Below are 26,723 nucleotides of genomic sequence, written 5' to 3' on the forward strand. Positions count from 1 at the left end.
GGGACCCACCCCGCACCCGGAACCAGGTCAGAAACCACGCCAGAAAGCGACCCGGGCTCCGAGCCCGACCGAAGGGTCGGGGTGCCGCACTGCCCGCACATGGCGAAGGCGCGGCGGGACGGGGGTCCGTCCTGCCACGCCCTCAGATTCGCCGTGAAGTCCGTGCGGTGCCAGGTCACCAGCCGCCGGCGGCGCTACCCGGCGTCCGCGGTCCCGCCTGCCCGGTCGGGCCAGGCTCGCGGTAGTCCGTACCGCCCGCGGAACCCGTGGAGCCATAGCCGGAACCGCCTGCGGGGGAGCCATAGCCAGCACCGGAACCACCCGCCGGGCGGTCGTAGTCGGGAGCGCCGGTCGGGTCGGCGTAGCCCGATCCGCCCACGGCGTCACCCGAGCTCGGGTCACCCGCCCGGTCGGTGTAGCGACGACCTGCCGCCCCCGCCTCGTACCCGTCAGCGGCGCCAGCGCCCCCAGCGGCGTCCGGGCGGGCGACATCGCCGCGCCACGCACCCGTCTCGCTCCCACGGTGCTCGATGAACGACTTGAACTTGCGCAGGTCAGCCTTGACCCGGCGGTCGTCGGCGCCAAGAAGCGCACCCGCCTTCTCGGCGAGACCGTCGGGCTGCCAGTCCAGCTGGACGGTCACCCGGGTGTCATCGTCGGTGAGGCGGTGGAAGGTCACGACCCCGGCGTGATCCGTGCCGCCGGTGCTCTTCCACGCCACCCGCTCGTCGGGCAGCTGCTCGGTGATGGTCGCGTCGAACTCGCGTTCCTGGCCGGCGACCTTGATCTTCCAGTGGGTGTGGGTGTCGTCGAGCTGTGCGATCGACTCCACCCCCTCCATGAAGTTCGGGAAGGACTCGAACTGCGTCCACTGGTTGTAGGCGGTGCGAATCGGGACGTGGACCTCGATCGTTTCCTGAACCGTGCTCGCCATGCTTCCTCCCGTTCATCGCGAGTTGCAGACATGACGCTCATCCCCGCGCCCGTTCGACTAACACACCTGCGAGCCGGGTCCCCAGATGGACGCCGGACCCGAGGCGCCGCGAGCCGCGACGCGCCGGGCGGCCGCGCGGGCGACCGCGGCCTCGGCGAAGCCGCGGATGACCGGATGCACCCGTCCCGCGTCCGAACCGAGTTCCGGCTGAAACAGCGTGGCCAGGAAGAACGGATGACCGGGCAGCTCCAGGACCCGCACCTCGCCGGTCTCGTCGACGCCACTGAAGCGCAGTCCGTGCGCCAGCAGCAGGCCGGTGTCGGACGGATTGATGCCGTAGGAACAGTAGTAACGCCCGACCGTGCGGTCCGCGCCGATCAGCCGTTCGGCGAGCGAGTTCGGGGTGACCAGGACGACGCCCTCATGACCGTCCAGCGCACATGTGATCGGGACGATCAGGGGCGCGGTGGCGCTCGGATCGTTCTCGGCGTGGGCCGCATCCGGGCGACCGCACACCGACCGGGCGAACTCCAGGGCTACATGCTGCAGCCCACCGCAGGTCCCGAGCAGGGGGATGCCCTGCTCACGGGCTGTTCGGACCGCCGCGAGCGCACCCGCCTCGCTGGCGTACGGGCTACCCGGCACCAGCCAGACACCGTCGAACCCGGCCAGGAATCCCGCGGACGCGGCCAGGCCGGTCGGGAGGCGGTCGGCCGAGGAGTCGGCGGTTGCCGCGGGGAGGATCTCGTCGGTCGGGATCCAGTAGGCGTCCAGCGGCAGGCCATCGCGCAGGCGCAGCGCCTCGAGCAGCTCCGGGATGCGAGCATGCGCGGCGACCTCGGCGCTACGGTCCCCGACCAGGGCCACCCGGGCGTAGGGCGCGGCCCCGGCTCGAGGCGGGACGACGGGCTCGCCGGCAGAGGTGGCGGAGGCAAAGGTCGCAGAGGCAAAGGTCGCAGAGGCAGAGGTCGCAGAGGCAGAGGTCGCGGTGGCAGAGGTCGCGGTGGCAGAGGTCGCGGTGGCGGTGGGCGATGATGAGGACAGCGGCATGCCCCAGATGGTCCGGGGTGTCGGACATCAGATCCAACGATAATTCCGGCATTCGCCATCAGTGATACTGATGGCGTGGATCCGCAACAGCTGCGCACCTTCGTCGCGGTCGCGGCGGCGGGCTCCTTCTCCGCCGCCGCCCACAGCCTCGGCTACACCCAGTCGGCGGTGTCCCAGCAGATCGCGGCGCTGGAGTCCGACCTCGGTGTCGTCCTGCTGCATCGCCGGCCCGCGGTGGCGGTGACCGAGGCCGGTGCCCGGCTACTGGAACACGCCACACCACTGTTGCTGCGACTGTCCGCGGCGCGCACCGACGTCGCCCGGGCCGCGGGCACACCGTCCGAACTGCTGACCGTTGCCGTCCACCCGCTCGCCGCCGACCGGCTGGCCGCCGCACTTGAACAGGTCAGGCCCGACTTTCCCCGGCTGGAGGTGCGCGTGGTCGTCGCGGGCGCCGCCGCGGTGGCCACCGCGGTCGCCCGCGGGGACGTCGACCTCGGCGTTGCTGTTGGGCTCGCCACCAGCGGCGATCCACTGCGGCTACCCGAGGTGGGGCCCATCCGGGCGGTGGGGATGGTCGAGGAACCAGTCGCCGTGATCCTGCCCGCGGATCATCCCCTCGCCGGACGACCCGACGTACGCCTCACCGATCTGGTCGACGCCGGCTGGATCGACGCACCCGAGGCGGGCTGCGGGCTGGCCCTGCTGCGCACGCTGACCAACGAGCAACGGTTCCGCGCCCGGCTTCACCTGACCGGCCCGGACGTCCAGGGGCTGCTGGCGCTGGTCGCCGCCGGCCAGGGGCTGACGCTGCTGCCAGCACGGGCGCTGCCACCGGGGCGGACGTCGCTGGTCGCCGTGCCGGTCCGCGCCGCGGCGCCGCCGACCCGCGGGGCGCGGACGCGACCACGCGCCGGTGGGCTGGCGACCGGGGGCGCGGCGGTGACATTTCGCCAGGAACTGCTGAGTACAGGCCGGTCCGGCCCGACGGCACTGGCTGTGGCGGCCGTTTTCGCAGGAGCGTAGCGGGGCACAGCGGGGCGAGTGGACCAGAAGCGGACAAGCGCTGGTCCGGCGCGGCGCACCTGCCACGGGGTAGGCTTGAGGTGTTGCTGGTTTCTCGGTGCGTGACCTACGCAGAGAACGGCACGACCAGACCGCGGAACGGATCGCGGCCTGGTGCGAAGCCGGTATGCGAAGGACGCACACCGGGAGCGCGGCAAGGAGAAAGCATCGTGGCGCAGGGTACCGTCAAGTGGTTCAACGCGGAGAAGGGCTTCGGATTCATCTCCGTCGACGGTGGCGGCCCGGACGTGTTCGTCCACTACTCCTCGATCGTGGCCGACGGCTACAAGTCCCTGGATGAGGGCCAGAGCGTCCAGTTCGAGATCGTGCAGGGCCAGAAGGGACCGCAGGCGGACAACGTGAGTCCCGCCTGATTGTCCAGCACCATTTGATCTTCGTTGCGGCGCGTGACCCCACCCCGGGTCACGCGCCGCAACTGCGTTGAGGGCACAGCGACCCGCGGCGATGCCCCGGGTGCCCACCTTCACTCAGTTTGACCAGCCGAGCTACCCGGCCGCCGACCTGGGGCCGCATCCTCGGCCACCGTGCACTCCCGACCTCGTCCGGCACCGGACTCCCGCGGCCCGACCTGGCAGGCAGACCCGAACCCGCCCCGCTCCCGAACCCGCTCCCGAACCTGACGAGCAACCCATGGTTGCGTGTCGCTTCGACGGGCGATACGGTCATGCGCAACAAAAGGTTGCGGGAGGCCCGTTCCGGTGGACGCATCCAGCCGATGCGCCCGCGGTGCCGGGAAACTCGCTGCTGGTCAGCTTCGAGCTGAGGCCGTCGGGTAACGGGACGCTGCTACGGATGACCGAGACCGGTTTCCGCGAGCAGGGCTGGGAGAGCGCCGTTCTCGAGGAGCAGTACCGGGAGCACATCATCGGGTGGGACTTCTACCTGCCGAGAATCGCGCCCCACCTCGCCTCGCTCACGACACGACCATGACGCCCTCCGCGGACATGATCGACGACCTGCTCTGGTCGGCGATCGGCGACCCGACGCGACGGCGGATGCTCGACCTTCTGCTGTCCCAGGCCGGCGGCACCGCGACCACGCTCAGCCAACAGCTCCCGGTGACCCGGCAGGCGGTCGCGAAGCACCTCGGTGTCCTCGACCGGGCCGGGCTTGGTCCGGGTCGTCCCGATCGGTCGGGAGCGGCGCTACCAGGTGGACGAGGCCCAACTGGCCCGGGCAGTGAGCCAGCTCGCCTCGGTCGGGTCGGCCTGGGACGCCCGTCTGCGACGAATCGGGCAGCTCGCCGAGGCGATCCAGCGCTCGCGGCACCAACCCACCCCCACCGAACACGGCTCGGACTGACCACGCCCAGAAAGAAGGAGACACAGATGGCCGACATTCTGCACCGCATCGGAGTCCGGACCACAACGCCGGCGGACGTGTACAAGGCCCTGACATCGCCCCGAGACGTCCAGATCAGTGACTGGCACTGACCTCGGGGTCATCCGCCTTCCGCGCGGCTAACGCTGCGGAAGGCGCACGACGGTGACGAAGAAGTCATCGATGGAGCGGACGTCGTCGACGAACCGGTCGAAGTCGACCGCCTTGGTGACGTAGGCGTTGGCGTGCAGCTGGTAGCTGCGTTCGATGTCCTCGGCCGCGTCCGACGTCGTGAGCATAACGACCGGGATACGGCGCAGCCGCTCGTCCGCCTTGATCTCGGCGAGCACCTCGATGCCGCTGCGGCGCGGCAGGTTGAGGTCAAGCAGGACCAGGTCGGCGTTGGGCATGTCGGCGAACGGCTCCTCATGCCGCAGGAACGCGAGCGCCTCGTCGCCGTCGTTCACCACATGGAGGTTGCCGCCGATCCGCTCGTCGGCGAACGCCTCCCGGGTCATCAGGACATCGCCCGGGTCGTCCTCGACCAGCAGGACATCGAACGAGTGGGGCAGCAGGCTGGTGGTCACAGGCGCACCTCGCGGTTCGGAGCCACTTCGGGATCAGACAGTGGGGGGAAGGGCGGAGAAGAGGAGGTGAGCAGGCGGCGGGGGCAGACCCGCGGCGAAGCGGGAACCCGTCCTGTCACCGAGCCCGTGGCCAGGCCCGTGATCTGGATGCACGGAACCAAGATGAGCTGACGTTACGCCCTGCGCCGTCGCTTGTCGCCCCCTTGGTGTATCCCCGCGCGGGGGCAGCCGGTAGCTTCCGGTCATGACGACGCAGGCGGGCCGGAGTGGACATCGCCCCTGGTACCGGCCCATGCGGCCGCGATCAGTCACCGAGGATCATCGAGTGGCGACACCGCTGGAGTTGCTGTTCGACCTCTGTTTCGTGGTCGCGGTCGCCCAGGCGTCGACGAAGCTGCACCACGCGCTGAGCGAGGGGCACGCGGGCAGCGGCGTCGCTGCCTTCGGCTGCGTGTTCTTCGCGATCTGGTGGGCGTGGATGAACGTCACCTGGTTCGCCTCCGCCTACGACGTGGACGACGTCCCCTACCGTCTCGCCATGTTCGTCCAGGTCATCGGGGTGCTCGTGCTCGCCGCGGGGGTGCCGCGGGCCTTCGACGACCACGACTTCGCCATCGTGACCCTCGGTTATGCGGTGATGCGGATCGGTCTGGTGGCCCAGTGGCTGCGCGCCGCCCGTGGCGCCGGACCGGACGGAGCGCGCACCGCCCGCGCCTACGCGCTCGGGATCTCCCTGTGCATGGTCGGCTGGGCGTTGCTGCTGCTCCTACCGGACGCCGGCTGGGCCCCCGGCTTCGCCGTGATGGTGCTCGCCGAACTCGCGGTACCGATCCTCGCCGAGCGACGTGGCCGGACGCCCTGGCATCCGCACCACATCGCCGAGCGATACGGCCTGTTCACGATCATCGTGCTGGGTGAGTCGATCCTGTCGGCGACGGTCGCCGTCCAGGTCGCGCTGGACGAGCACGAACTGGGCGCCGCCCTGTTCGCCGTGGCGGGCGGCGGCCTGCTGATCGTCTTCGCGATGTGGTGGGTGTACTTCGCCCGGCCGGCGCACGAGGTGCTGGTGTCGAGCGCGGCCGCCTTCCGGTGGGGATACGGCCACTACTTCGTGTTCGCGTCGGCGGCGGCCGTCGGCGCCGGCCTCGCGGCACTGGTCGACCAGGTCAGCCACCACAGCGAACTCGGCGCCCTGGCCGCCGTCGCCACCGTGGCCGTACCGGTCGCCGTCTTCCTGGCCGCTGTCACCCTCCTGCACGGCAACCCACTGACCAGGAAATAGGGCGTCCCCCGGCGGCCATCCCCGGTCTTTTCCCGGCCCGGCAGCGCCTCGAACATGTTTTCCGGCCGGCCGTCACCACCTTTACTCTTCCTTTACAGCCACATCGGCCCATCCTGCGGACGGGCTGTTACTGTTTGCCTGGAAGCCGCAAGTTCCGGCGCACCGTGGAGAAGGCACTCATGACGTTCGTCGTCACGTCAGCCTGTATCGACGTGAAGGACACCGGCTGTGTGAGCGAGTGCCCCGTGGACTGTATCTACGAGGGCGACCGGAAGCTGTACATCCATCCGGATGAGTGCATCGACTGCGGGGCCTGTGCGGCCGCCTGCCCCGTTGACGCGATCATGAACCTGAAACTGGTTCCGGAGGGGGAAGCCGAGTTCATCGCGGACGAGGCTCGCTTTTTCCACACCCTTCTACCGGGGCGTAACACACCCGTCGGCGCTCCGGGTGGCGCGGGGAAGATCGGCCCGCTCAGGGTCGACACCCCTTTCGTCGCCGCCTACGAGCGCTGATGGCACAGACCGCCGGCGAAGGCTGACGCGGCCACGGCGTCAGCGGGACCGCCGGCTACGGCCGGTGCCCAGGACCACCCCCGTCCGGGCACCGGCCTTTCAATCGTCGCCCTTTCGGGCATTTCTTCACGAGCCCCGTACCGCCAACCCCGTCCTACCACCCCAGGATTGCCACCCGCACATCAGCGGCCGTTCCACGAAGGCCGCTTCTTCCGGTGGTCACCCGCGACCCGCGTGACGTTTCCGTGGAACGCACCTCGCGAAAAGCGAGCCACGCCGCACACCATGATCCCGGGCCGCGTGTCGCACGATGCACGATTTCCCGCACGCGGCACCTTCCCCGGCCGCGGCCGTGAGACGCGTGATTCCCCGCATCCGGCACGTTCTCCGACGGCGCCCCCGTACGCGGTGTTTCGAACGTCCAAAAAAGGCCGGGACGGTGCCGCGGTGTGTCCGTTCGCCGATGTCACCCGCGACACAGATGCCCCGGCGGACGTACCCGACTCCCCCATGCCCGCGCCGACACACCCACGGTCACGGGCCGAGAACGTCGGGGAGGGCTGTTGGGTCGAGGGCTGATCGGCCGCCTGCCGAGAACATCGGGGAGGGCTGATCGGCCGCGGGCCTCGGGCCGAGGGTTGTTCGGCCGCCTGCCGAGGGTTGTTCGGCGTGTCGAGGCCGAGATTCTCGAACATCCCTCGGCATTTCATGATCACCCCTGCGAGCAGGCCCGCGAGCAGGTCGGGAAGGGTGAAGGAGCAGGGATTACCGGACAACAGAGGGGATCAGGCCATGGGAACAGCTGGCCTGATCCCCTCGCTGCGCTCGACGGGCGGTCCGCCCGGCCGCCCGTCACGCTCCGGTCAGGGGCACAGGCCCCTAACCGGCGACCACCCAGGAGTCGGAACCGGTGAGCAGGGAGCGCAGCTCACCACGTCCACCGGGCCGGGCCGTAGCCAGGCGCTCCTGGAAGAGTTGATCGAAACTGGGCTGGGACACCGAGCGGTAGACACCGATCGGCGCCTCGCCGAGGGCCGTCTCCGCGAGGCGGGACAGCGCGTAGGCATAGGTGGAGTTCTGGGTGCCGGGGTCGTGGACGACCACCCGGGGGTCGCCACCGTTACCGACGACGAGCTCACCGGTGTTCGGGTCGCGGACGATGCCCCACTGGTCGTTCGGGCCGAAGACGATCGGCAGTCCGGGGGACAGCCGGATCGGTCCGAGCTCGGGCGACGCGGGGTCGTTCTCGGTGGTGGCATCACCCGAGCCACGCGGCTGGCGAGGGATGTTGTTGAACGTCGGGCAACCCTGACGGATCTCGATCAGGGCGGCGCCCTTGTGGGCGGCCGCGGCGGTCAGGGTCGCGGTCAGGTGCCGCCGGTCGGTGTCGATGGTGCGGGCCACGAAGGTGGCGCCGGCGCCCAGGGCGAGCGCGATCGGGTTGAACGGGTAGTCCAGCGAGCCGTGCGGGCTCGACGGGCTGACCGTGCCGACCTTGGACGCGGGCGAGAACTGGCCCTTGGTCAGACCGTAGATGTGGTTGTTGAACAGCAGGATCTTGAGGTTCACGTTGCGGCGCAGCGCGTGGATCAGGTGGTTGCCACCGATCGAGAGCGCGTCACCGTCACCGGTGACGACCCAGACCGACAGGTCGGGGCGGTTGATGGAGACACCGGTCGCGAACGTCGGGGCCCGCCCGTGGATGGAGTGGATGCCGTAGGTGTCGAGGTAGTAGGGCAGCCGCGAGGAGCAGCCGATGCCCGACACCACCACGGTGTTCTCGGGGGCCACGCCGAGTGCGGGCAGCAGGCCCCGCATCGTCGACAGGATCGCGTGGTCACCGCAGCCGGGGCACCAGCGGACCTCGTTGGCGGTGGTGAAGTCGGCGACCGTGGGGGCCCGCCGGCCGGCGGTGCCCGCCGGCTCCTCGGCGCGCGCGGCGCCCTCGGTCTCGCCTGTGGGGCTCATCGTCCTGCCTCCCGAGTCGCGTCGCTGTGGATAACGGTGGTCTTGCCGCCGGCGCCGGCGCCGGCCTTGGCCGCGGTCAGGCGCGCGGTGACGTCACCGACGACCTTCGCCGCGCCGTTGCCGCCGACGGCGGCCTGCTCGGGGGTGTCGTCGTCGACGACTCCCTGGATCACCCGGGTGATGACGGAGGCGAGCTCCGACACCTGGAACGGCATACCGCGGGTCTGGTTGTAACCGACGGTGTCGATCAGGGTCTCCCGGCGCAGGTGGCCGGCGAGCTGCCCCAGGTTCATCTCGGGGACGAGCACGGTGTGGTACTCCGAGAGCACCGACGCCAGGTTCGCCGGCAGCGGGGCGAGGTGACGCAGGTGCGCCTGGGCGACCTTCAGCCCGTCGGCACGCACCTGGCGGCACGCCTCACCGATGGGGCCCCAGGTCGAGCCCCAGCCGATCACGAGGACGTCCGCACCGGAGCCGGGCGGGCCGGCGGGGTCGTCCACCTCGAGCGGCGGGACGTCCACGCCGTCGATCTTGGACTGGCGGGTGCGGATCATCAGGTCGTGGTTGTCCGCGTCATAGGACACCGCGCCGGTGAGGTCCTGCTTCTCCAGGCCACCGATGCGATGGGCCAGGCCCGGGGTGCCGGGGATCGCCAGCGGCCGGGCGAGGGTCGCCGGGTCACGGGCGTAGGGCAGGAACACCGGGTTGCCGACCTCGTCGACCGCGTTCGGCTCGGTGGCGAGCTCGATGCCGAGTTCGGGCAGCTCGTCGAGTTCGGGCACCCGCCACGGCTCGCTGCCGTTGGCGATGTAGGAGTCCGACAGCAGGATCACCGGGGTGCGGTAGGCCAGCGCGATCCGGGCGGCCTCGAGCGCCGAGGCGAAACCGTCCGCGGGCGAACGGGCCGCGATCACCGGCAGCGGTGCCTCGCCGTGGCGGCCGTAGAGCGCCTGCAGCAGGTCGGACTGCTCGGTCTTGGTCGGCAGACCGGTGGACGGGCCACCGCGCTGCACGTTGACGATGACCAGCGGCAGTTCCATGATCACCGCGAGGCCGATGGCCTCGGACTTCAGCGCCATGCCGGGTCCGGAGGTGACGGTGACGCCGAGCATCCCGGCGAACGACCCGCCGATCGCCGCACCGATCGCGGCGATCTCGTCCTCGGCCTGGAACGACCGTACGTCGTAGGACGTGAGCAGGGACAGCTCGTGCAGCACCTCGGAGGCCGGGGTGATCGGGTAGGCGCCGAGGAACAGCGGCATCCCCGCCTGGTGGGCGGCGGCGACCAGGCCGTACGCGATGCCCTTGTTGCCCTTCATGTGCCGGTAGGTGCCCGGCGGCAGGGCCGCCGGCTTCACCTCGTAGACAGTGGCGAAGGCCTCGGTGGTCTCACCGTAGATCCACCCGGCGCGCAGCGCCGCGATGTTCGCGGCCTGCACGTCCGGCTTGGACGCGAAGCGCTTGCGCAGGTAGTCGGCGGTGTCCTCGATCGGCTGGGAGAACATCCAGGACACCAGGCCGAGCGCGTACATGTTCTTCGTGCGCGCCGCGTCCTTGCGCTTGAGGTTGTGGTCGGCGACGGCGGCGGAGGCGAGCCCGGTCAGGTTGATCGCGAACAGCTGGTAGGAGTCCAGCGATCCGTCGGTCAGCGGGTCGACCTCGTAGCCGGCCTTGTCCAGGCCCAGCTCGGTGAACGAGTCGGTGTCCAGGATGATGACGCCGCCGGGGCGCAGCTCGGTGATGTTGGCCCGCAGCGCCGCCGGGTTCATCGCGATGAGGACGTCCGGCTGGTCGCCGGGGGTGGTGATGTCATGGTCGGCGATGTGCAGCTGGTAGCTGGACACACCGGCCACGGTCCCCGATGGGGCCCGGATCTCCGCCGGATAGTTCGGCAGGGTCGCCACGTCGTTACCGATCGCGGCAGCCTGGGCGCCGAACCGGTCACCGGTGAGCTGCATTCCGTCGCCGGAGTCGCCGGCGAAACGGATCACCACGTTCTCCAGTCGTCTGACCCCGTCGGGCCGCTCGGGCAACTGGTCGGTGGGCATGGGAGACCTCATCTCTGGCGTCGCGACCTGCGCGCCGTTCGTCCGGGCTCGAAGGCCCGCGGGTCAAGCCGCGGACGTGACGGCGAGTCCGGCGGCGCCGATCGGTGGTGCGTCGGTGGATCAGGGCAAGGCGGATCGTGGGACGGGTAGTTCGGGGAACTGTCCGTTGCCCGGGTTGGCGAGGCCTCGCGGGTCCGGCGGCAACCCGCGTCCCGCGAGCTCGCCGGACGTACCTGGCTGACCGCTGACGGCCAGGTCACCGGACGCGGTGGCGTGCAGGGAGTGCACCCGCAGCACCGCGCGGGCCACCGCCGCCGCGGCGGTGTGGATCTGGTCGACCGTGGTGAACCGGCCGACGCTGAACCGCAGGCTCTCCCGGGCGGCGGCCGCCGAGCGCCCCATCGCCAGCAGCACCGGCGATGGTTCGTCCGCCCCGCCGTGGCAGGCCGAACCCGCGGACACCGCGACATCGGGCAGGCAGGCCAGCACCGCGTCGGCGTCGGCGCCGACGAACCGCAGACTCAGCGTGTTCGGCAGCCGCACCAGCCCGGGCCGTCGGCTGGCGTCCTCGCGGGGACCGTTGACCTCGATGGCGTCCGCGCCGAGCCAGCCGACCAGCTGGTCGTAGAGCAGGTCGGTCTGCGCCCGGGTCCGGACCGCCTCGTCGGCGAACACCGCGGCGGCGATCCGGGCCGCCGCGCCGAACCCGACGATGCCGGGGGTGTTCAGGGTGCCCGAACGCAGGCCGCGCTCCTGACCGCCGCCGTGCAGCAGCGGGGAGAGCCGTCCCCGGGCCGACCGGGAGGCGATCAGCACGCCGACGCCCTTCGGGCCGTACACCTTGTGCGCGGAGGCGACCGCGAGGTCGATGCCCGTCTCGGCGACGGCGACCGGAATCCGACCGAACGCCTGGGTGACGTCGCACAGGAACAGCGCGCCGACCTCCTGGGCGAACGCGGCCACCGGCCGTGGGTCGGTGAGCGCGCCCGTCTCGTTGTTCGCCGCCATCACCGCGACCAGCGCCACCTGGCCCCCGGCCGGCATCGGACCGCGCGCCGACGCCGGCCCCCCGACCGGCAACGGCCGCAGCAGTGCCCGCAGGTGGGCGAGGTCGAGGCTGCCGTCGGGCCGCACCCGGATGGTCTGCACGCTGCCACCGAAACGTTCGGCGGCGGCGTGCGCGGCCCCCAGGATCGCCGGATGCTCGGTCGCCCCGACCAGCACCCGTCGGGCGTCCGGCGGGGCGGTGGCGAGCACCCCGTGGATGGCGAGGTTCGCCGCCTCCGTCGCCCCGCTGGTGAACACGATGTCGCGGGGCCGGGCGCCGGCGAGGGTGGCGATGTCACGGCGGGCCGCCTCGACCAGCCGGGCGACGGACTCCCCCGCCGGATGCCGGCTCGCCGGGTTCGCGTAGTGCTCACGCAGCAGCGGCAGCATCGCGGTGAGGACCTCCGGGTCGACCGGGGTCGTCGCGTTGTGGTCCAGGTAGATCATTGCGGGCCCGGTCCGCAGTCGGGGCAGTGCGGGTCGCGCCGGGTCCGCAGGGCGCGCAGGTCGACGTCCCACAGGTCCAGGTGGATGAGCCGGCCGACCGCGGGCTCGGCGAACCCGCCGGCGATCTTGAGCGCTTCGGTGGCCGCCAGGCAGCCGACGGTGCCGGCGACCGAACCGAGCACCGGGAAGCCCAACGGCTCCCAGGACGGGTCCCCCTCGGGGAACACGCACCGCAGACACGGCTCCCCCGGCCGCACCACCAGCAGGGACGCCTCGGTGGCGTTCATCGCCGCGACGACCAGCGGCACCGCGGAGCGCACGCACAGCCGGTTGATCAGATACCGCTCGGGGAAGTTGTGCCGGGCGTCGACGACGACGTCGGCCCGGGCGATCAGCTCGGGCACCGCCTCGTCGTCCAGTGGCCGGTCGAGGGCGACGACCTCGACCGCCGGATGATGCGCCCGCAGCGTGTCCGCGGCGTTGTGCACCCGGGAGCGCCCCACCCGGTCCGGACGCATCAGCGTCTGCCGGTTGAGGTCGGGCTCCTCCAGGTCACCGGGATGCACCAGGATGAGCCGGCCGACTCCGGCGGCGGCCAGGTAGGTCGCCGCCGCCCCACCGACCCCGCCCACCCCGGCCACCAGCACCGTCGCCTGGCTCAGCCGCCGCTGGGCGGCGACCCCGAAGCCAGGGATGATCATCTGCCGGTCGTAGCGACGGGCCGCCTCCGACCCGGGCGGGGCCGTCTGCACGGGCACCGCCCGCGCTGACGGGCCCGGACACATCGTGCGTAGCAGCGGGTGGGGGTGGGACCGGGCTGTGACCATCGTGCGCTCCGCGGATTCGGCAGGACGGATGACGGATGAGGGATGACCGACGTCGGCGGCCAGGTGTTCGGACGGCCAGGGTCAGTGGTCGGTCGTCACGGTTCGGCGGTCAGGTGGTGGGCGTCGGGTGGGCACCGGTGCCGGTGCCGGTGCCGGCGGCGACGCCGGCGGGCGGTGCGGTGAGCCGGGCCGGGCCGGCGGGTGGACTGATCCGCGGACTGGTCCACCCGCCGACGGCGGGTTCAGGGGACGAGCGCGACCCGACCGATCTCGGGCAGGGCCTCCTTGAGCCGGGCCTCGATCACCCCGGACAGCGTCGCGCCGGCGCTGGAGCAGCCGCCGCAGGCACCGGTCAGGCGCAGGTGCACCTCGGCCGACCCCGGCTGGCCGCCGCCGGCGAGGACGGCGACGATCTCCGCGTCCCCGCCGTCGCCGCGCAGGAACGGTCGGATCTCCTGCATGACGTCCTCGACCTGGGCGCGCAGCAGCGCGTCGGCCTCGGTGCGCTCGGGGGACTCCGACGAGCCGAACGACGAGCCGCAGCCGCAGGAGCTCTTCGCGTTCGGGTTGGTGAAGGTGAACCCGGACGAGGTGAGCGTCTCCGCGTAGTCGACGCGCATCCCGCGCAGCAGGTCGATCATGGAGGTGTGGACGACGACGTCGAAACCGTCCTGGGTGAAGACGAGGTCGTCGGCCTCGGGGCCGGGCACCAGTGCCAGCTTGTAGGTGTAGCCGGAGCAGCCGCCCGGGTCGACCCCGATGCGCAGCGCGAAGTTCTCGGTGCCGGCGGTGGAGCTCAGCAGGTGATGGACCTGCTTGCGGGCCCGGTCCGTCAGCTCGACGATGGTGGCGGTCGTGGTCATGGGGTGCCAACCTCCGCGGGTGCACGGTTTGCGATGATGCGGCCACCGACCTCGGCCACCGCCTTGTCGATCAGGTCGTAGACCTCCACCGGTTCGATCCCGGCGGCTGTCAGCGCCTCCTTCGGGGCCGGCCCGATCTTGCTGCAGAGCACGGCGGCGCAGTCGCTGAGCATCGTGAGGGTGCGGTCGAGCTTCGACTCCTCCTCGTCGCACTCGGACGGCCCGGTGCAGTAGCGGTCGACGTCGCGGGTCTGCACGAGGCGCGCCCACAGCGGTCCCGCCTCGTAGATCCAGAACTCGCTGGCGTGGCCGAAGTGCTGGTTGACCACCCCGCTGCCCTTGGTGGCGACGGCGACGAGCACCGTCTGCTCCGGTCGGCTGGCCTCCACCACCACCTGCACCAGCCCGCCCGCGGGACCGGTCGGCAGGGTGCGGCCGCCCGGCACCGGGGCGCCGGTGGAGATGTTGAGGCTGTCGCGGGTCGCCGCCACCTCGGAGCGCCAGCGCTCGATCTCGGCGTGGGCCTCCTGCCGTCCGGCGAGGTCGTAGCCGATCTCGCGGCCCTGGTAGGTCTCCGGGGAGAACTCCTCGCCGCGGTCCTCGCCGAGCAGGCCGACCGCGTCGGAGCGGCACTGCCGGCAGTGGCGCATCATGTTCATCTCGGCGCCGTCGTGCTCCTCGCACCGGTCCTGCAGCAGCTTGAGCTCCTGCGGGGACGGTCCGCGCTGGCCGGTGAGCCCGAAGTGGGTACCGTGCTCGGGCGCCGAGACCAGCGGCATCACGTTGTGCAGGAAGGCGCCGAGGTCCTTGACGGTCTTGGAGACCTCGACCAGGTGCTCGTCGTTGACCCCGGGGATCAGCACCGAGTTGACCTTGCAGAGCACCTTGCGTTCGGTGAGCGCCGCCAGCCCCTCGAGCTGCTGCTCGGTGAGGATCTTCGAGGCCTCCCGGCCGGTGTACCGCTTGCCCTTGTAGACGACCCACGGGTAGATCCGCTCGCCGACCGCCGGGTCGATCATGTTGATCGTGATCGTGACGTGGTCGACGCCGAGGTCGGCGATCCGGTCGGCGAACTCGGGCAGGCGCAGCCCGTTCGTCGACAGGCACAGCTTGATGTCCGGGCAGTCCCGGGCCACCAGTTCCATCGTGCGAAACGTCTGCTTCGGGTTGGCCAACGGGTCGCCCGGCCCGGCGATGCCCAGCACGCTCATCTGCTTGATCTCGCTGGCGACCAGCTTGACCTTGGCCAGCGCGTCCTCGGGGGTCAGCAGGGCGCTGGTGACGCCCGGTCGGCTCTCGTTGGCGCAGTCGAACTTGCGGTTGCAGTAGTTGCACTGGATGTTGCAGCCCGGCGCGACCGCGACGTGCATGCGGGCGTAGTACTGGTGCGCCTCCGCGCTGTAGCACGGATGGTTCGCGATCTTCTCCGCGATCTCCGGGTCGGCCGCCGGCCGGCTGGTGCCGCAGCTGCTCGTGCTCTTACAGCCGGTGGCCGGGTCCGCGATGGCGAGCGGTTGGCCGCTCATACCTGGTCCTCGTCGAAACCGGTCACCGCCGACACCGCGACCGCGTCCCCGTCCTTCCTGCAGTTGGACGAGCCGTGCTTGCAGCCACCACCATGCCCGTCGCCGTGCCCACCGCCATGCCCACCGCCGTGGCCATCCCCGTGGCCCGTGCCCTGGACGGTGGCGAGCTCGACGATGGCCGGGGGCTGCGCCGACCCGGCCTCGGCCGGGGTGCGCGACGGCGGGGTCGACGGCGTGGAGGCCTGGGCTGCGAGCGGGGCGCCGTCATCGTCCACGGGCACCGCGAGCTCACGCTCCAGGGCGCCGACGATCCGGCCGCTGCGGAACGCCACCGCGTAGACGATGTGTTCCTGGAGGTAGAGGCCGACGTTGATGACCTCGCCGATGGTGCCGGCCTCGACGATCACTTCGCCGATGGCGACTTCAGGGTCCGGGTAGGTCCCGTCGTTGCGCAGGTCCTTGACAGTGCAGACCACGTCGCCGACGTTGTAGACGTTGCTGGTCATCGGGCCTCCTCCGGCTGCTCGGTCGGTGCGGACGGTGCGGACGGCGGGGTCTGGCCCGGCCGCTGCACGGTGATCTCGGATGACGGCACGAAGGACCCCTGCGGTGCGCGGTCCTTGAGCACCTTGAAGACGCGGTGGTCGAGCGCGGTCGCGGTGAGGAACGACTCGTACGACCGGATGAGCGCGGCGCGGTACGCGGCCAGCAACGTCTCCGGGTCGGCCTGGTCGCCGCCGGCGGCCTCGAGCACCTTCACCCGCTCGCCGCCGAACACCCGCAGGATGTGCAGCCGGTTGACGGCGACGACCCGCGGGTCGACCTCGACCTCCAGCAGGTCGAAGTACTGCTCGGCGGTGGTGCACCGGTAGAAGTGCGCGAGCCGCTCGGCCGGGGTGGCGGTGGCGGTCATGCCGACGCCCCCCTGGTGGCCTGGGCGTCGAGCTTGCTCTGCAGCACGGCGATCTCGGCGTAGGCGTCGTAGGTGCGCTGGGCGACGTCGAGGATGTTCTCCCAGCCCAACGGCAGTTCCTCGGACAGGTCGTGCAGGTCGAGCTTGAGCTGCGAGGCCCTGGAGTTGAGCTTGCGCAGCCGCTTGAGCTCCTCGGCGGCGGTCTCAGGCGTCATCGCGGGTCACCTCGCGGTACTGGTCGATGACCTTGGTCGCGCCGATGACCAGCGACTCGCCGCGGGCGCCGAGCTTGTCGAGCGAGTCGAAGCCGAAGCGCTGGATGTCGCGCAGGGCCTCGTCGACCACCACGAGACGGCCGGCGAAGATGATCACACGGCCGAAGCCCTCGTGGTTCAGGTCGAGGATCGCGACGGTGAACGCACCGGTCGCCTTCTCGGTGGCGGCGGCGACCGCCTGGTAGAACGACCGCACCCGGGCCTCGGTGGCCGCTTCGAGGTCGCAGGCCGCCGGGATCGCCCGGCGCTGCTCCTTGGTCAGGACGAAGGGCGCGAGCATCTGCTCGTCGCTGAACCGGCTGAGCTGGCCGTAGGTGTCACCGGCGCGGGTCTGGGCGACCAGGTCACGCAGGAATCCGGACATCTCAGTCATGCGGCATCTCCTTTGAGCACCGCGCTGACGCTGCGGGTCCAGTTCTGGGCGGGTGGCGTCTGCGGTTCACGGCCCTTCATCACCTTGCGCAGCCAGGGCGGCGGGGTGCCGGCGAGGGTGGTGACGTACCGGTCGAGCAGCTCCGGGATCGGCGTGCCCTTGAGCACCTTCACCGGGTGGATCTTCGCCTTGATCACCCGTGCGGCGGCCGTGCCACCGATGTCGCAGATGTTGAGGATCGCGCAGTCCAGGACCGCGGAGAGCCTCGTCTCGATCTTGTTTTCCTCGTCCTCGGAGGCCTCGTCGAGCAGCCGGCTCTCCAGCAGCCGCGACCCCTCGGGGCTGACCTCGTAGATGTCGAACCGTCGGCACCAGCCGAAGTGGCTGTCCACGGCGGTGCCGTCGCCGGTCGCGAAAGCGATCTTCAACACGGTGACTCCTGGAACAGATCGTCGAGTTCATCGGGGTCGGCCGTGGCGCGGGCCTGGTGGGGCAGGTCCGTCTCGGACCACCCACCGCTCGCCGCGGATTCGGTCGACGCAGTGCCATGGCCGGCGGCGCTGCGGCCGCCAGTGCCATGTCCGGCGGTGTCATGGCTGGCAGCGGTGTGGCTGGCAGCGGTGTGGTCGAGCACACGGTTGGCCGCGTCCAGCAGCAGGCGCAGGCTGCCGGTGTAACCGGCGGTGCCGGCGAGCGCCGCTCCCAGGCGATCGACGATCGGGAAGCCGACCGGCAGGTAGGCCGCGCCGAGCCGGTGGGCGACCTCGCGCAGATGGCTGGAGCCGACCACCAGCTGGGCATCGGCGGCCCGGGCCCGGGTGGTGAACTCGGTCAGGTCACCGAGCACGACCTCGTCGAAGGGCGCGTCGTCGAGGACCGGGGCGTAGGTGGGCGCCATCGCGGTCACGATCTCGGCGCCGACGTCGCGCAGCAGCGAACCGGCGGCGACCAGGGTGTCCGGCTCGGCGGCGATCGCCACCCGCACTCCCCCGAGGACGAAGTGCGCGTCCAGCAGTCCGTCGGCGAGCCGTTCGCGGGCTCGGCGCACCATCGTCGGCGCGGTCCGGGTGCTCAGCGACATCAGCTCGCTGACCAGCGCGTCCATCTCGGTCAGGCCGGACAGATGCGGGTGGGTGAACAGCCGGGCGCCGGTGCGCGCGGCGAGCAGCTCACCCGCGGGCGCCGCGCACCCGCCGGCGGCGACGACGGCCCGGGCCCGCGGCAGTCGGCGCAGGTCGGCGACGGTCGTACCACCGGTGGTGGTCGGCTGCCAGGCGGGGGCGAGGTGACCGTCGACCGAGCTGGACAGGTCCGGGACCAGCAGCGGGGTGAAGCCGAACGAGCGGATCAGCTCGGCGAGCTCGTCCAGGTCGGCGGCGGTGAGACCGGGACCGGCGAGGACGGCGACCAGGTCTGGGGTGCCCTCCTCGCCGGCGCTACCGGTCTCGCCGGTCGCCCCGGACCGCCGGGTCACGGGCTGGTCCGGTACGGCTGGGTGGGTGTGCGCGGTGGTGGTACGGACCGACGCCGCAGCGGGGATCGCGCGGACGGCGTCGGCCGGTCGGGGGGGGCTGGCCGCGGACGCGGCGAGCAGGGCCGTGCGGCCCTCAGCCCGGTCGTCCAGATCCTCGGCGAGCTCGTCGGGGTCGGCGAGGACCAGCTCGTCCGCCGGGATCACCGCGCGGATCAGGGCCTCGAGCGCGGCGGACCAGCCGTCGGACAGTCCGCCGATGAAGTCCGGGGTCGACACCCCGACGATCAGCGGTGCGGCGTCGGCCTCGACCCCCGCCTCGGCCGCCGCGCCCGTGTCCGCGTCCGCGTCGGCCCAGGCGGCGAGGTAGGCGCGCAGCTGACCGCCGATGTCCTCACCGGAGACCTCGGTGACACCCGTGGTCAGCAGGCCGATGATCTCCGGGCGCTGCTTCTTGCGGATGGCGTCGAGGGTGGCGACCATCGACTCGCCGCTACCGAAGACCGCGGTCACCTCGCTGATCGCCGTGGTCTGCAACGGGATCGGCTCGTTGAAGTGCCGGGTCAGCAGGGCCTTGGCGAACGAGGCGCAGCCCATCGAACCGTGCATGATCGGCATGGAGCCGGCGAGGCCGAGGAAGACCATCGCCGCGCCCAGTGGCTGGCTGTGCTTGAGCGGGTCGATCGTCGCGCCCCGCTCGGTCGTGACGATCCGCGCCATCAGGCCACCCCCGCCACGAGCGTCCCGGGGGCGCCGGGGGTGCCGGCCACCTGGGCGTCCCAGGGGGCGGGCCGGCGGACCTGGTCCCAGACCGGGTTGGAGATGGCCATGTCCAGGCGGCGGGCGAACTCGACCATGCCGGTGTAGCCCGCGTAGGGGATGTGCCGTTCCTGGTTGATGTCAAGGAACGGCAGCCGGCCCTTGAGCGCGGTGTACAGGTTGCGACCACCGGCGACGAGGATGTCGGCCCCGGTCTGCTCAGCCACCCGCAGCAGTTCCCGCGGGCTGCCCTCACCGATCATCTTCGCGTCGCCAAGCAGCTCACGGATCTTCTCGACGTCACCGTCGGAGCTCTTGGTGATACCGCTGCCGACCACCTCGATCCCGAGGTCCTGCAGCGCCGAGACGATCGACCAGCTCTTGACACCGCCGGTGTAGAGCACGGCCTTGCGTCCGGTCAGCCGGGCCCGGTAGGGCTCGAGCGCGGCGTTGGTGGCCGCCTCCTCGACGGTGATGAGCTCCTCGGTGCGCCGGGTGAGGTCGTCGTCGTCGAGCAGACGGGCGAAGCCGCGCAGGGTGTCGGCCATCGCGCTGGTGCCGTAGAAGCTGCCCTCGAACCAGGGGATGCCGTAACGGTCCTCGAGCCCGCGGGCGAGTCCGAGCAGGGCGCGGGAGCAGACGACCATGGTCGCCTTCGCCCGGTGGGCCGCGGCCACGTCGCGGTACCGGGCGTCCCCGCTGATGCAGGCCCGCAGCCGAAGGCCCAGGCGGTTCAGCACCGGCAGGACGTCCCACAGCTCGCCGGCGATGTTGTACTCGCCGATCAGGTTGATGTCGAACGCGCCGGCGTCCTCGGGTTCGACGGTGCCGATGACATGGTCGAGCAGCGCCTGACCAGCGATCTTGTTGCCGAGGTTCTTGTTACCGAGGAAACCGGGGGCCTCGACCGGGATCACCGGCACGCCGGTGTGCTCGGCGGCGGAGGCGCACACCGCACCGAGGTCGTCGCCGATCATCGCGGTGACGCAGGTGGAGTAGACGAAGACCGCGGGGGGCGCGTACCGCTCGACGATCTCGCAGATCGTGTCGAACAGCCGCTGCTCGCCGCCGAGGACCACGTCGTTCTCGGTCATGTCGGTGGTGAAGCCGTGCTTGTAGAGCGTCGGCCCGGACGACAGGCTGCCTCGGCTGTCCCAGGAGTTGCCGGCGCAGGCGATCGGGCCGTGGACCAGGTGGGCGCTGTCCACGATCGGAACGAGGGTGATCATCGCACCGTCGAAGGTGCAGCCGCCGGACGTGCCGCCGGGCTTGGGCTTGGGGCAGCCGGCCCTGCGCTCCTTGGCGCTCTTGGTGTTGTTGGTCTCGCAGCCCGACTCGGTGAACAGAGCCGCGCGATCTGATGCGGACATAGGCCATCCTCGGGAGGGGGCGGTCCTCGGGTGAGGCTGGAACTGCGGTGGAGCTGGAACTGCGGTGGGGCTGGGACTCGCTGCGGCGGGGGGGCCGGCCGACCCGGGAGGGAGTCGACCGACCCGCCCCGGGGGCGGGGAGTCGGCGCGGATGCGGCTGCGCGGACTCGACCCGCCGGGGAGTGGTCGGCCGGCCGCAGGGAGCGCGGTGGGCGCGGCCGGTCGACCACGTCTGGTCCGGACGGTCGGCGGCGGGCCGTCGACCGTCCGGAGTCGGGTCCTGCGCTAGCGGGGACGGACGGTCAGCGGACCGCGTCGTAGCTGTGCGCGGGGGCGTTGCGGTCGAGCTCGTCGAGGATCGTGTTGACGAGTCCGGTGAGCAGGTGCAGCCCGCCGGTGTATCCGACGATCGGGAACCGGTGCAGGTGGTGCCGGTCGAAGATCGGGAAACCGACCCGGAACAGCGGCGTGTTGGTCTCGCGGCCGATCCACTTGAGCTGCATCGACCCGATGAGCAGGTCGACCGGCTCGGTGAAGACCAGCGAGCGCAGGTGCCAGAGGTCCTTCTCCGGCCACACGGTCGCGGCGTCGCCGAACTTGCTGGCGGAGAGCGCCTTCTCCATCCGCGCCTTGAACGTGGAGTCGGCGTTGGTGCTCACGATGTGCACCGGGACCATGCCGAGCTCGAGCACGAACCGGGTCAGCGCGACGACGAGGTCGGGGTCGCCGGCGATGGCCACCCGCTTGCCGTGCACGTAGGCGCTCGAGTCCGTGATCGCGTCAACGAGCCGGCCGCGCTCGAGGGTCAGCTCGGCGGGCACCTTGACGTCGGCGGTACGAGCGACGGCGGTGACGAACGCGTCGGTGCCGGTGACCCCGATCGGGGTCTCCAGCGTGACCAGCTCCTGCTTCCACACGTCGTTGATGAGCTCGGCGGTGCGGCGCAGGGTGGACTCCTGCAGGATGAAGCTCGCCCGGTTGAACTTCGCCTGCGCGCCGTCGACCAGGGTGGTGCCACCCGGGTAGAGGTCGTACTCGCCGTCGGCCGGGGAGTCCAGCGACGCGGAGTGGTCGCCCAGGATGATCGGGTGGACGCCCATCAGTTCCAGCATCCGCCGGTACTCCCGGTGGTTGCCGACATAGGTGTCGAAGCCCGGGATGATGTTGAGGCGGACCTTGTCCGACTTCTCGATCTTCGAGGCGTCCGCATCGGCGGACTTCGACAGCGAGTCGAGGATGCCCTTGAGCATCACGTCGTAGCCGTTGATGTGCGAGCCCACGAAGCTCGGGGTGTGCGCGTAGGAGACCGGGAAGTCCTGGCTGATCGCCTCCTGCTCGCGCGCCGCGCCGATGTAGGAGAACAGGTCCTCACCGATGACCTCGGCCATGCAGGTGGTGCTGACCGCGATGTGCTTCGGCTTGTAGAGCGCGGACATGTTGTCCATCGCCTCGACGAGGTTGTTGATCCCGCCGAACACGGCGGCGTCCTCGGTCATCGAGGTGGACGCGGCGGGCACCGGCTCCTTGAAGTGCCGGGCGAAGTGGCTGCGGAAGTAGGACACGCAGCCCTGCGAGCCGTGGACCAGGGGCAGCGTGCCCTCGAATCCGAGCCCGGCCAGCACGGCACCGAGCGGCTGGCACGCCTTGGCCGGGTTGACGGTCAGGCTCTCCCGAGCGAAGTTCTTCTCCCGGTACTCCCAGGTCTGGGTCCACTGCAGGACGCGCTCGACCTCCTCCTTGGAGGCCCCGTTCTCGAACTCGCGCTTGTTCTCGAACTGCTCCTGGTAGACCTCGTCCCGGAAGACGTCGTTGTGGTCAAGAACCTGCAGTGGGATCGCGCTGGTGTGCTCGGGCGTCGTCACCGGACGTCCTCCTCTCCCCTGGGGGGATGACCCGGGGGGATCTGCATCCCCGGCGGGGCTGATGCCGGCCGCGGCAGCCGCCAGCACCCGTTCCGATCGCCTGCGCCGGCCGTGTTTCACGTGGATCATTCGAGCCGGCTGGCTCACGGGGGTGCCGGGTCGCTGGCGGCTGCCTTGCGGCCGGACCTGGCTGACTACTGCTGCCCTGAACGGGCGTCTACTGCTGGGGCGTCATGCGCCCGGGTGCCGCCGGGGCGGCGGTGGGGTGCGGCCCACCGAGGACTAGGCGACCTCGCCGGCCTTCGACCAGGGCGCCTCAAGGAGGTCCCAGGTCGGGCTGTTGACGGCCTGGTCCATGTCCCGGGCGAAGACCGCGAAGCCGTCGACGCCGTGGTACGGCCCGGAGTAGTCCCAGGAGTGCATCTGCCGGAAGGGGATGCCCATCTTGTGGAAGACGTACTTCTCCTTCACACCCGCGCCCATCAGGTCGGGCTTGAGGTGCTTGGCGAACTCCTCGACCTCGAAGGCGGTCGGGTCGTCGTAGAGAACGACGCCTTCCTTGAGCATGCCGTAGGTCCGGGTGTAGTCGTCCTTGTGGGCGAACTCGTAGCCGGTCCCGATGACCTCCATGCCGAGGTCCTCGTAGGCACCGATGGTGTGCCGGGGGCGCAGGCCGCCGATGGCGAGCATGACGCGCTTGCCCTCGAGGCGCGGCCGGAACGCCTTGATGATCTCGTCGAAGCGGACCTGGTAGCGGGCGATCGCCGCTTCGGTCTTCGCCTTGATCTCGTCATCGAAGAATTCGGCGATCTTGCGCATGGAAGAGACGATCTTCGTGGGGCCGAAGAAGTTGAACTCGGTCCAGGGGGTGTTGTAGCGCTCTTCCATGGTGGTGCAGATGTAGTTCATCGAGCGGTAGCAGTGGATCAGGTTCAGCTTCGACAGGTGCGTCGAGGCCATCTCGTTGATCGTGCCGTCGCCGGACCACTGGGCGATGACCCGCAGGCCCATCTCTTCCAGAATCCGACGGGACGCCCAGACGTCTCCGCCGATGTTGTAGTCACCGATCAGCGCGACGTCGTAGTCGGTCTGTTCGAAGGTGCCCTCGCCGGTACCAAGGACATGGTCGCGAACAGCGTCGTTCGCGATGTGGTGGCCGAGCGACTGGCTCACGCCGCGGAAGCCCTCGCAACGGACCGGGATGATCGGCAGGCCAAGCTTCTTCGAGGACTTCTTCGCTACGGCCTCGATGTCGTCACCGATCAGGCCGATCGGGCACTCGGACTGCACCGAGATGCCCTTGGCCAGCGGGAACAGGTCGACGATCTCGTCGAGGACCTTCTCCAGCTTGGTGTCGCCACCGAAGACGATGTCCTTTTCCTGGAAGTCGGTCGTGACCTGCATCGCGGTCCAGTTGTTCACGCCGAGGTGGCCGTGAGCGTAGTTACGCCGCGTTGCCCAGGAGTACTGACCGCAGCCGACGGGACCGTGGCTGATGGTGACCATGTCCTTCACCGGTCCCCACACCACGCCCTTGGAGCCGGCGTAGGAGCAGCCACGGATCGTCATGACCCCGGGGCGGGACTTGATGTTGGACTTGACCTCGCACTCCTTCGACCCCTCGGGGTCGTTGGCCTTGATGTGCTTGGCCCGGAACTTCGCGGCCTTCTTCGGGTACTGAGCCAGGACATCGGCAATCATCGCCTCGGTCTCGGCCCGGGTCGGTACCGGCGTCGTCGTCATGATCGGGACCTCATCCTCGACGGTGGGCGGAAAAAAGAGTCGGGAAAGGGAGGACGTCAGGCGACCGCGGCGGTCTTGCCGATGACGGACTCGTCCTCGACCTCCATGATTCCGAAGTCGATCAACAGCTGCTCGAGCTCGTCCATCTCGATCGGGGTCGGAATGGTCTTCATCTCGTTGTTGATGATCTTGTTGGCCAGCGTCCGGTACTCGTTGGCCTGGCTGTTGTCCTTGTCGTACTCGATGACCGTCATCCGGCGCAGCTCGGCGTGCTGCACGACGTTGTTACGCGGAATGAAGTGGATCATCTGGGTGTTCAGTCGCCGGGCGAGCTCCATGATCAGCTCGTCTTCGCGGTCGGTCTGACGGCTGTTGCAGATGAGGCCGCCGAGGCGGACACCGCCGGTGTGGGCGTACTTGAGGATGCCTCGGGCGATGTTGTTCGCCGCGTACATCGCCATCATCTCGCCGGAGGTGACGATGTAGATCTCCTGCGCCTTGCCCTGGCGGATCGGCATCGCGAACCCACCACACACAACGTCACCAAGGACGTCGTAGGTGACGAAGTCGAGGTTCTCGTAGGCGCCGGCCTCCTCCAGGTAGGTGATGGAGGTGATGACGCCACGGCCGGCGCAGCCCACGCCCGGCTCCGGGCCACCGGACTCGACGCACTTGATGCCCCAGGCACCTTCGACCAGAACCTCGTCGAGCTCGAGGTCCTCGACCGAGCCCTTCTCCGCCGCGAGCTGGATGACGGAGGTCTGCGCCTTCGAGTGCAGGATGAGCCGGGTGGAGTCGGCCTTGGGGTCACAGCCGACGATCATGACCCGCTGGCCGGCTTCGGCCATGGCCGCCATGGTGTTCTGCTGGGTGGTGGACTTGCCGATACCACCCTTGCCGTAGAACGCGATCTGGCGCATGTGGAGCTCCTCCTAGGAACGGTCATCCGGCTCGCGGATCACCGCTGATGGCCAGGCCGATCGGGCCGGCCATCGGACGCGGGTCCGCGGGCTGCCGGACGTGCCGCCGGTCGGGGTGGACCGGGACATCGGCACTACCGTGGTGCGACTGGACCGAACCCGTGGTGCCGCTCCGAGGCGGAGCCGGGTTCGGAGCCGGGTTCGGGCCTTGTGGTGCGAGTCCGTCGGCGCGGAGGCGCGGTCGATCAGACCGGTTCCTCACGCGTCTGGACCCCAGCTCGGGGGGCCGGCATGTCGACCCGCCCGAGAAGCTCTTGGAAGTCGCGGCCCTGCAGGCCGCGCTTGTACTGGGTGGCGGCAAGCCGAACCTGCTCGACGAGCGGTTCAAGCTCCTCCTCGGCGGCGGTGATGCCGCACTGCTCCAGTGCGTGTCGCACACCCGCCCGGCCGCTGTGCTTGCCGACGGTCAACCGGCGGCGCCCACCGACCTCGGCGGGGTCGAACGGCTCGTAGGTCGCCGGGTGACGCAGGATGCCGTGCACGTGGATGCCCGACTCGTGTGCGAACACCGACTCCCCGACCACCGCCTTGCCCGCCGGCAGCGGGCGGCCAGCCGCCCGTGACACCAGCTGGGCCAGCGTGCGAAACGACGTGGTGTCGAGGTCCACCGGCAGCTTCAGCAGGTGCCGAAGCGCCATGGCGACCTCCTCGATCGGAGCGTTCCCGGCGCGTTCACCCAGCCCCAGCACGGTGGTGCTGACCCAGGTGAACCCCGCCTGGACGGCGGCGATGGTGTTGGCCGTCGCCAGGCCGAAGTCGTCGTGGGCGTGGATCTCCCACGGCCCCGGGACCGCCCGGACCAGTCGCCCGAGCCGGTCGTACGCGCTCACCGGGTCGAGCAGGCCCACCGTGTCGGCCCAGCGCAACCGGGTGACGCCCAGCTCCCGCAGTTCGCCGGCCAGGTCGATGACGAACGAGTCGTCGGCGCGGGAGGCGTCCTCCATGCCGACGCTGACCCGCATGCCCCGGTCGGTCGCGTCCTTGACACAGTCGCGGACCCGCAGCCGCGCCCAGGCCCGGTCCTTCTCCAACTTGCTCTTGAGGTGCAGGTCGGAGACGGGAATGGTCAGGTGCGCGGTCATCAGGCCGCAGGCGGCCGCGGCCTCGACGTCGCGGTGGTCGGCCCGGCACCAGCCCACGATCTCCGCCCGGGGATCGGTCGCGAGGATCTCCCGCAACACGTCCCGCTCGCTGACACCCATCGCCGGGATACCGGCCTCGATCTGGTGTACACCGATGGCATCCAGAGCGGCGGCGATGGCGAGTTTCTCGACCGCGGTGAATGCGACGCCAGGCGCCTGTTCGCCGTCGCGCAGCGTCGTGTCACAGAATCTGACCGCCGCGTCCGCCTGCATCGCCGTGGGGGATGAGCTGGGAAAACGTTCGTCTCGCACTGTCATCACCAGCCGTCGCTCCGGATGAGAAGACCATGGGCCGCGCCGCGAACTGCGGTTCACCGTTTGTTCTGCGGCGACAT

General features: G+C 70.5%; 26 protein-coding genes and 1 pseudogene. 7 read left to right on the top strand and 20 right to left on the bottom strand.

What is annotated here, in order from left to right:
* Positions 1-175 precede the first annotated feature (175 nt).
* Positions 176-934, bottom strand: a complete 759-nt coding sequence (locus MXD59_RS04025; RefSeq protein ID WP_248823493.1) for an SRPBCC family protein — start codon at positions 932-934, stop codon at positions 176-178.
* Positions 935-991: 57 nt separating this feature from the next.
* A complete protein-coding gene (locus MXD59_RS04030; protein ID WP_248823494.1) occupies positions 992-1,801 on the bottom strand; it encodes a CTP synthase C-terminal region-related (seleno)protein in 810 nt (269 codons plus the stop codon).
* Between the two features lie 258 nt (positions 1,802-2,059).
* Between MXD59_RS04030 and MXD59_RS04035 the strand changes: the two genes are divergently transcribed.
* The 5 genes and pseudogenes from MXD59_RS04035 (at position 2,060) to MXD59_RS27710 (ending at position 4,372) form a co-directional block, all read left to right on the top strand.
* The gene (locus MXD59_RS04035) at positions 2,060-3,010 is read left to right on the top strand and encodes a LysR family transcriptional regulator (protein WP_248823495.1); all 951 of its coding nucleotides are present in this window, start codon (positions 2,060-2,062) and stop codon (positions 3,008-3,010) included.
* A 209-nt stretch (positions 3,011-3,219) separates the two neighbouring features.
* Positions 3,220-3,423: a cold-shock protein gene (locus MXD59_RS04040; protein WP_163547935.1), complete on the top strand. Its 204-nt coding sequence runs from the start codon at positions 3,220-3,222 to the stop codon at positions 3,421-3,423.
* A gap of 373 nt (positions 3,424-3,796) precedes the next feature.
* A complete protein-coding gene (locus MXD59_RS04045) occupies positions 3,797-4,000 on the top strand; it encodes an SRPBCC family protein (protein WP_248823496.1) in 204 nt (67 codons plus the stop codon).
* Between the two features lie 65 nt (positions 4,001-4,065).
* A pseudogene (locus MXD59_RS27705) lies at positions 4,066-4,122 on the top strand (hypothetical protein); the annotation flags it as partial.
* 58 nt (positions 4,123-4,180) lie between these two features.
* Positions 4,181-4,372, top strand: a complete 192-nt coding sequence (locus MXD59_RS27710; protein ID WP_248823668.1) for a hypothetical protein — start codon at positions 4,181-4,183, stop codon at positions 4,370-4,372.
* A gap of 158 nt (positions 4,373-4,530) precedes the next feature.
* Here MXD59_RS27710 and MXD59_RS04060 read toward each other — a convergent pair whose 3' ends face one another.
* Positions 4,531-4,977 carry a response regulator gene (locus tag MXD59_RS04060; protein ID WP_248823497.1) on the bottom strand — a complete coding sequence of 149 codons (447 nt, stop codon included), beginning with the start codon at positions 4,975-4,977 and terminating at the stop codon, positions 4,531-4,533.
* Positions 4,978-5,302: 325 nt separating this feature from the next.
* Here MXD59_RS04060 and MXD59_RS04065 point away from each other — a divergent pair, with 325 nt between their 5' ends.
* On the top strand, positions 5,303-6,259 hold the full coding sequence (locus MXD59_RS04065; protein ID WP_248823498.1) for a low temperature requirement protein A: 957 nt from the start codon (positions 5,303-5,305) through the stop codon (positions 6,257-6,259).
* A gap of 179 nt (positions 6,260-6,438) precedes the next feature.
* Positions 6,439-6,774, top strand: a complete 336-nt coding sequence (gene fdxA / locus MXD59_RS04070) for a ferredoxin (protein ID WP_163547940.1) — start codon at positions 6,439-6,441, stop codon at positions 6,772-6,774.
* 879 nt (positions 6,775-7,653) lie between these two features.
* On the opposite strand, the gene MXD59_RS04075 is transcribed toward fdxA, so the two are convergent.
* From MXD59_RS04075 to nifV, 17 genes are all read right to left on the bottom strand, one after another.
* The gene (locus MXD59_RS04075; RefSeq protein ID WP_248810899.1) at positions 7,654-8,742 is read right to left on the bottom strand and encodes a 2-oxoacid:ferredoxin oxidoreductase subunit beta; all 1,089 of its coding nucleotides are present in this window, start codon (positions 8,740-8,742) and stop codon (positions 7,654-7,656) included.
* Positions 8,739-10,790: a 2-oxoacid:acceptor oxidoreductase subunit alpha gene (locus MXD59_RS04080; RefSeq protein WP_248823499.1), complete on the bottom strand. Its 2,052-nt coding sequence runs from the start codon at positions 10,788-10,790 to the stop codon at positions 8,739-8,741. Before MXD59_RS04080 ends, MXD59_RS04075 begins: the two co-directional genes overlap by 4 nt.
* Before the next feature lie 120 nt (positions 10,791-10,910).
* Positions 10,911-12,284, bottom strand: a complete 1,374-nt coding sequence (locus MXD59_RS04085) for a cysteine desulfurase family protein (protein WP_248810903.1) — start codon at positions 12,282-12,284, stop codon at positions 10,911-10,913.
* Positions 12,281-13,111, bottom strand: a complete 831-nt coding sequence (locus tag MXD59_RS04090) for a HesA/MoeB/ThiF family protein (RefSeq protein ID WP_248823500.1) — start codon at positions 13,109-13,111, stop codon at positions 12,281-12,283. Before MXD59_RS04090 ends, MXD59_RS04085 begins: the two co-directional genes overlap by 4 nt.
* 242 nt (positions 13,112-13,353) lie before the next feature.
* Positions 13,354-13,974, bottom strand: coding sequence for an iron-sulfur cluster assembly accessory protein (locus MXD59_RS04095; RefSeq protein ID WP_248810907.1), 621 nt, complete (start codon positions 13,972-13,974; stop codon positions 13,354-13,356).
* Complete coding sequence (gene nifB / locus MXD59_RS04100; protein ID WP_163547947.1) at positions 13,971-15,500, bottom strand: nitrogenase cofactor biosynthesis protein NifB; 1,530 nt, start codon at positions 15,498-15,500, stop codon at positions 13,971-13,973. The genes MXD59_RS04095 and nifB overlap by 4 nt, the downstream gene beginning before the upstream one ends.
* Positions 15,497-16,006 carry a nitrogen fixation protein NifZ gene (locus tag MXD59_RS04105; protein ID WP_248823501.1) on the bottom strand — a complete coding sequence of 170 codons (510 nt, stop codon included), beginning with the start codon at positions 16,004-16,006 and terminating at the stop codon, positions 15,497-15,499. The genes nifB and MXD59_RS04105 overlap by 4 nt, the downstream gene beginning before the upstream one ends.
* Positions 16,003-16,413: a nitrogenase-stabilizing/protective protein NifW gene (gene nifW / locus MXD59_RS04110; protein WP_248823502.1), complete on the bottom strand. Its 411-nt coding sequence runs from the start codon at positions 16,411-16,413 to the stop codon at positions 16,003-16,005. Before nifW ends, MXD59_RS04105 begins: the two co-directional genes overlap by 4 nt.
* Positions 16,410-16,628 (bottom strand): CCE_0567 family metalloprotein, encoded by a 219-nt coding sequence (locus MXD59_RS04115; RefSeq protein WP_248823503.1) that lies wholly within the window; start codon positions 16,626-16,628, stop codon positions 16,410-16,412. Before MXD59_RS04115 ends, nifW begins: the two co-directional genes overlap by 4 nt.
* A complete protein-coding gene (locus MXD59_RS04120) occupies positions 16,618-17,061 on the bottom strand; it encodes a NifX-associated nitrogen fixation protein (RefSeq protein ID WP_248810911.1) in 444 nt (147 codons plus the stop codon). The genes MXD59_RS04115 and MXD59_RS04120 overlap by 11 nt, the downstream gene beginning before the upstream one ends.
* On the bottom strand, positions 17,058-17,492 hold the full coding sequence (nifX, locus tag MXD59_RS04125) for a nitrogen fixation protein NifX (protein ID WP_248810914.1): 435 nt from the start codon (positions 17,490-17,492) through the stop codon (positions 17,058-17,060). Before nifX ends, MXD59_RS04120 begins: the two co-directional genes overlap by 4 nt.
* A complete protein-coding gene (locus MXD59_RS04130; RefSeq protein ID WP_248823504.1) occupies positions 17,486-19,252 on the bottom strand; it encodes a nitrogenase component 1 in 1,767 nt (588 codons plus the stop codon). Before MXD59_RS04130 ends, nifX begins: the two co-directional genes overlap by 7 nt.
* A complete protein-coding gene (nifE, locus tag MXD59_RS04135; protein ID WP_248823505.1) occupies positions 19,252-20,661 on the bottom strand; it encodes a nitrogenase iron-molybdenum cofactor biosynthesis protein NifE in 1,410 nt (469 codons plus the stop codon). The genes MXD59_RS04130 and nifE overlap by 1 nt, the downstream gene beginning before the upstream one ends.
* Positions 20,662-20,963: 302 nt before the next feature.
* A complete protein-coding gene (nifK, locus tag MXD59_RS04140; protein WP_248823506.1) occupies positions 20,964-22,523 on the bottom strand; it encodes a nitrogenase molybdenum-iron protein subunit beta in 1,560 nt (519 codons plus the stop codon).
* Between the two features lie 282 nt (positions 22,524-22,805).
* Positions 22,806-24,266, bottom strand: coding sequence for a nitrogenase molybdenum-iron protein alpha chain (gene nifD / locus MXD59_RS04145; protein ID WP_248823507.1), 1,461 nt, complete (start codon positions 24,264-24,266; stop codon positions 22,806-22,808).
* A gap of 56 nt (positions 24,267-24,322) precedes the next feature.
* Entirely contained in the window at positions 24,323-25,186 is an 864-nt protein-coding gene (gene nifH / locus MXD59_RS04150; protein WP_248810922.1) for a nitrogenase iron protein, read from the bottom strand.
* Between the two features lie 245 nt (positions 25,187-25,431).
* Positions 25,432-26,649 carry a homocitrate synthase gene (nifV, locus tag MXD59_RS04155; RefSeq protein ID WP_248823508.1) on the bottom strand — a complete coding sequence of 406 codons (1,218 nt, stop codon included), beginning with the start codon at positions 26,647-26,649 and terminating at the stop codon, positions 25,432-25,434.
* Positions 26,650-26,723: the final 74 nt, after the last annotated feature.

Origin of the sequence: Frankia umida (genome assembly GCF_023242945.1) — a bacterium.
Lineage (GTDB): Bacteria > Actinomycetota > Actinomycetes > Frankiales > Frankiaceae > Frankia > Frankia umida.